This window comes from Streptococcus acidominimus (assembly GCF_001921825.1).
GTDB classification, from domain to species: Bacteria; Bacillota; Bacilli; order Lactobacillales; family Streptococcaceae; genus Streptococcus; species Streptococcus acidominimus.
Genome location: NZ_MSJL01000088.1, coordinates 1 through 3,081, shown reverse-complemented (window position 1 = coordinate 3,081; position 3,081 = coordinate 1). Strand labels below are relative to the sequence as shown.

At 38.7% G+C, this 3,081-nt stretch carries 3 protein-coding genes and 1 pseudogene; all 4 read left to right on the top strand.

The window, feature by feature from the left end; genetic code table 11:
- The first annotated feature begins 443 nt into the window (after positions 1-443).
- Positions 444-842: a hypothetical protein gene (locus tag BU200_RS10275; protein ID WP_075100033.1), complete on the top strand. Its 399-nt coding sequence runs from the start codon at positions 444-446 to the stop codon at positions 840-842.
- Positions 842-2,116 (top strand): hypothetical protein, encoded by a 1,275-nt coding sequence (locus BU200_RS10270; RefSeq protein ID WP_075100032.1) that lies wholly within the window; start codon positions 842-844, stop codon positions 2,114-2,116. Before BU200_RS10275 ends, BU200_RS10270 begins: the two co-directional genes overlap by 1 nt.
- Before the next feature lie 194 nt (positions 2,117-2,310).
- A complete protein-coding gene (locus BU200_RS10265) occupies positions 2,311-2,718 on the top strand; it encodes a hypothetical protein (protein WP_075100031.1) in 408 nt (135 codons plus the stop codon).
- Positions 2,715-3,081 (top strand): annotated as a pseudogene (locus tag BU200_RS10260) (hypothetical protein); the annotation flags it as partial. The gene BU200_RS10265 and the pseudogene BU200_RS10260, both read left to right, overlap by 4 nt.

Sequence of the window (3,081 nt, the reverse complement as noted above, 5' to 3'; positions counted from 1 at the left end):
CAAACGACTGGGATTGCCATCATGGGCTTAGTGCGCCCAAAAATAGGAAAATAAGCAAAAAGTAAGCTTCGAAAGCGAAGCTTACTGGAATTAATGCTTACAAATAGGGCTTACTTAACAACTACTTGAAGTTTTTAGAGGTGCCCATATAGAATGGGACACAGTCTATACTTAGATAGAAACCAATCAGCAGTTGTGAACATGGCAGAATCAGAAATACTGTCTTCACACTACGGAAGTACAGAGAGTAATGTAAAGGTCATTTTTTCGGACGGTAAAGAGAGTGTAGAATAACATTCTTTTAGTAGGTGGCTGAACAATTGAATATTTTTTTACCTATCAATACAAATTTTATCAAAATCTTATAGTAATTCCACAGAAAATGGTGTATAATAATATAAAAGCAGTTCAACGATAGGTAGATAAACCGTGGAGGACAGAGCATGAGAAAGAAATTATTCATTTTACTTATTATCTTAGGAGGTTTAGTCATGGCATTTAGTCTAAATGGTAACATACAAAAAAACAAGGAAGCAGAACGGAACCGACAATATGAAGTTAGTCTGGTTAAGGCTTTAAAAAATAGCTATCGGGATCTCGAAAAGATCGAGATTAGTAGTCCGGATTATTCTGTTCCACCAGGGAATTGGAGTTGTGTTGTCAAATTAACATTTTCTGATGAAGAGGTTGTGGAGTATCGAATGGGGCACAGACTATCTGATACAATAAATCGTTCAGGAGTTGTGACTACCGCAGAATCAGAAATACTGACTTCACATGAAGGAAGTACAGAGAGTAATGTAAAGATCATTTTTTCTGATGGTAAGGAGAGTATTGAGTAATGACATTTAACTATACCGATGAACAGTTAAACTTTTTAAATCAGGGACAAAATGTTTACAGTGTCAATGCTGCTTTTGTTGATAAAAAAATTCAAAAAAATGGAAAATATCAACATATCGTAGCTAAACCAGATGATACATTATTACCTAATGAAAGAAATAAAATTCGGATGTCAGGTGGTCAACAATTCAAAGTCATCAAAACCTCTTCCGATCCCGAGACGGGCTTTGATGGGATGGCGGTAGCACCCATTGTGAATGGAGAGCCTGATTTTAGTAGTGTAGCGGTGATTGCTGCCGCAACAGATATTCAATCCGTTGATACAATGACGGCTGTTTTTGGAGATACAGATGGCAAAAAAAGTCAGGGCTACTATTTATCTAGGCAATATACTCCCGCTGAAGAATTTGTCCAAAGTGTCCTAGATGATCCCAGAGTTCATGCGATCACACAATTGTCCGGCTACTCCCAATCCTCCTATATGATTAAGGTTGGAGCTAAGTTTGGGATTCCAACCACTACTTTTAATGCATGGTTTCACTACGGTTCATTAAGCGAGGAAGAAAAAGAGTTTATCAAAGAGCATCCCGGTCTCTTTATCGATTATCGCAAAAACAAGGATACCGTTGTCTTTCTAAATGATATTAACCATCCCAAAAACGCTGGCTATGATGAAAGTCTCGGTACGATATACTGGACAGACGGTACCAGTCACGATATAGGAGATTGGACGTTTGACCCAGAGACGGGACGGGTATTGGATACCAAAACAGGTAAGCCCATCATTGGTGGTCCGACAGAAGCCTTTGCCCGGAGTGCCCGCCAGATGTTGCAGCTCAAAGCCTTGAAAGCCAAATGGGAAAAATTAGGTGGAGGCTTGAGCAGCAATGAGACCCTCTTCCTTGACGCGGGGCAAAGTGCCCTCTTAGGGGCTTCTATGGCAGAAGCAGCAAAGACAGGTCTAGATGAATTGAAAGACTTGAAGCAACAGGCAGATGAAGCGGCAGAAAGGCTGTGGTCAGGGATTGACTTTTCCAGCTATACCCACCTCGCTCGCTGGGAGGTAGAGGAGATCTTTGCCTCAAACGGTGTCACTTATGAGAAGATTGTCAGCGACTTTCAGTCTTATACGCAGGAAAAAGTCAAGCAGATGGAGGAGCTGTCAGGTACCTTTGACACCTTGAAGACCACACTTGATAGCGCAGTGGAGGAAAAGCTGGCTTTAGACCATCAATTGGCAGGAGAATTTAGGGCATGGAAAGAGGATCTTTAGAAGAATTGAGGGGCTCTATTCGACAGAAAGAGCGTGTTGAATGCCCTCCTATTCCAATATATGGTTGAACAACTGAATATTTTTAGTATATCAATACAAATTTTATCAAAATCTTATAGTAATTCCACAGAAAATGGTGTATAATAATATCAAAGTAGTTCAACGATAGGTAGATAAACCGTGGAGGACAGGGCATGAGAAAAAAATTATTCATTTTATTTATTATCTTAGGAGGTTTAGTCATGGCATTTAGTCTAAATGGTAACATACAAAAAAACAAGGAAGCAGAACGGAATCGACAATATGAAGTCAGTCTGGTCAAGAAATTAAAAGATAGTTACAGCGAAATAAATAAGATAGTGATTAGTGATGTGGAATTTGAAAACAAGCCTACTAATTGGCATTGTCAATTACTCATTTTATTTTCTGATGGAAAGCATATACAATTTGGAACAAGCTACAGTCTAACTACGAATAATTTTTCGACAGGAGGAATTAAACGAAAGCAAAATGGTGAGTGGGAAGATTTACAATCTCGCAAAGGGAAGACAGTATCAACAATAAAAGTTATTTATTCAAATGGTGAGGAAGATTTACAATGAGTTTTCAATATACAGATAAACAATTAAATATACTAAACCAAGGTGAAAATGTCTATAGCGTTAATGAAAATTATGCAAAAAGAAAAGATTTTGATATTCTTACAAATTCAGAGTCACCTCATGTCGGAGAGTCTAATACAATAGAAATTGATAAACAAGAATTTCGTGTTATAAAAGTTTACTCCGATCCCGAGACGGGCTTTGATGGGATGGCGGTAGCACCCATTGTGAATGGGGAGCCTGATTTTAGCAGTGTAGCGGTGATTGCTGCTGCAACAGATATTCAATCCGTTGATACAATGACGGCGGTTTTTGGAGACTCAGATGGTAAAAAAAGTCAGGGCTACTATTTATCTAGGCAAT

What these genes read in the sequence shown, in the direction of transcription:
- BU200_RS10275 (WP_075100033.1), top strand. Translation starts at nt 444, where the DNA reads ATGAGAAAGAAATTATTCATTTTACTTATTATCTTAGGAGGTTTAGTC.
- BU200_RS10265 (WP_075100031.1), top strand. Translation starts at nt 2,311, where the DNA reads ATGAGAAAAAAATTATTCATTTTATTTATTATCTTAGGAGGTTTAGTC.
- BU200_RS10270 (WP_075100032.1), top strand. Translation starts at nt 842, where the DNA reads ATGACATTTAACTATACCGATGAACAGTTAAACTTTTTAAATCAGGGA.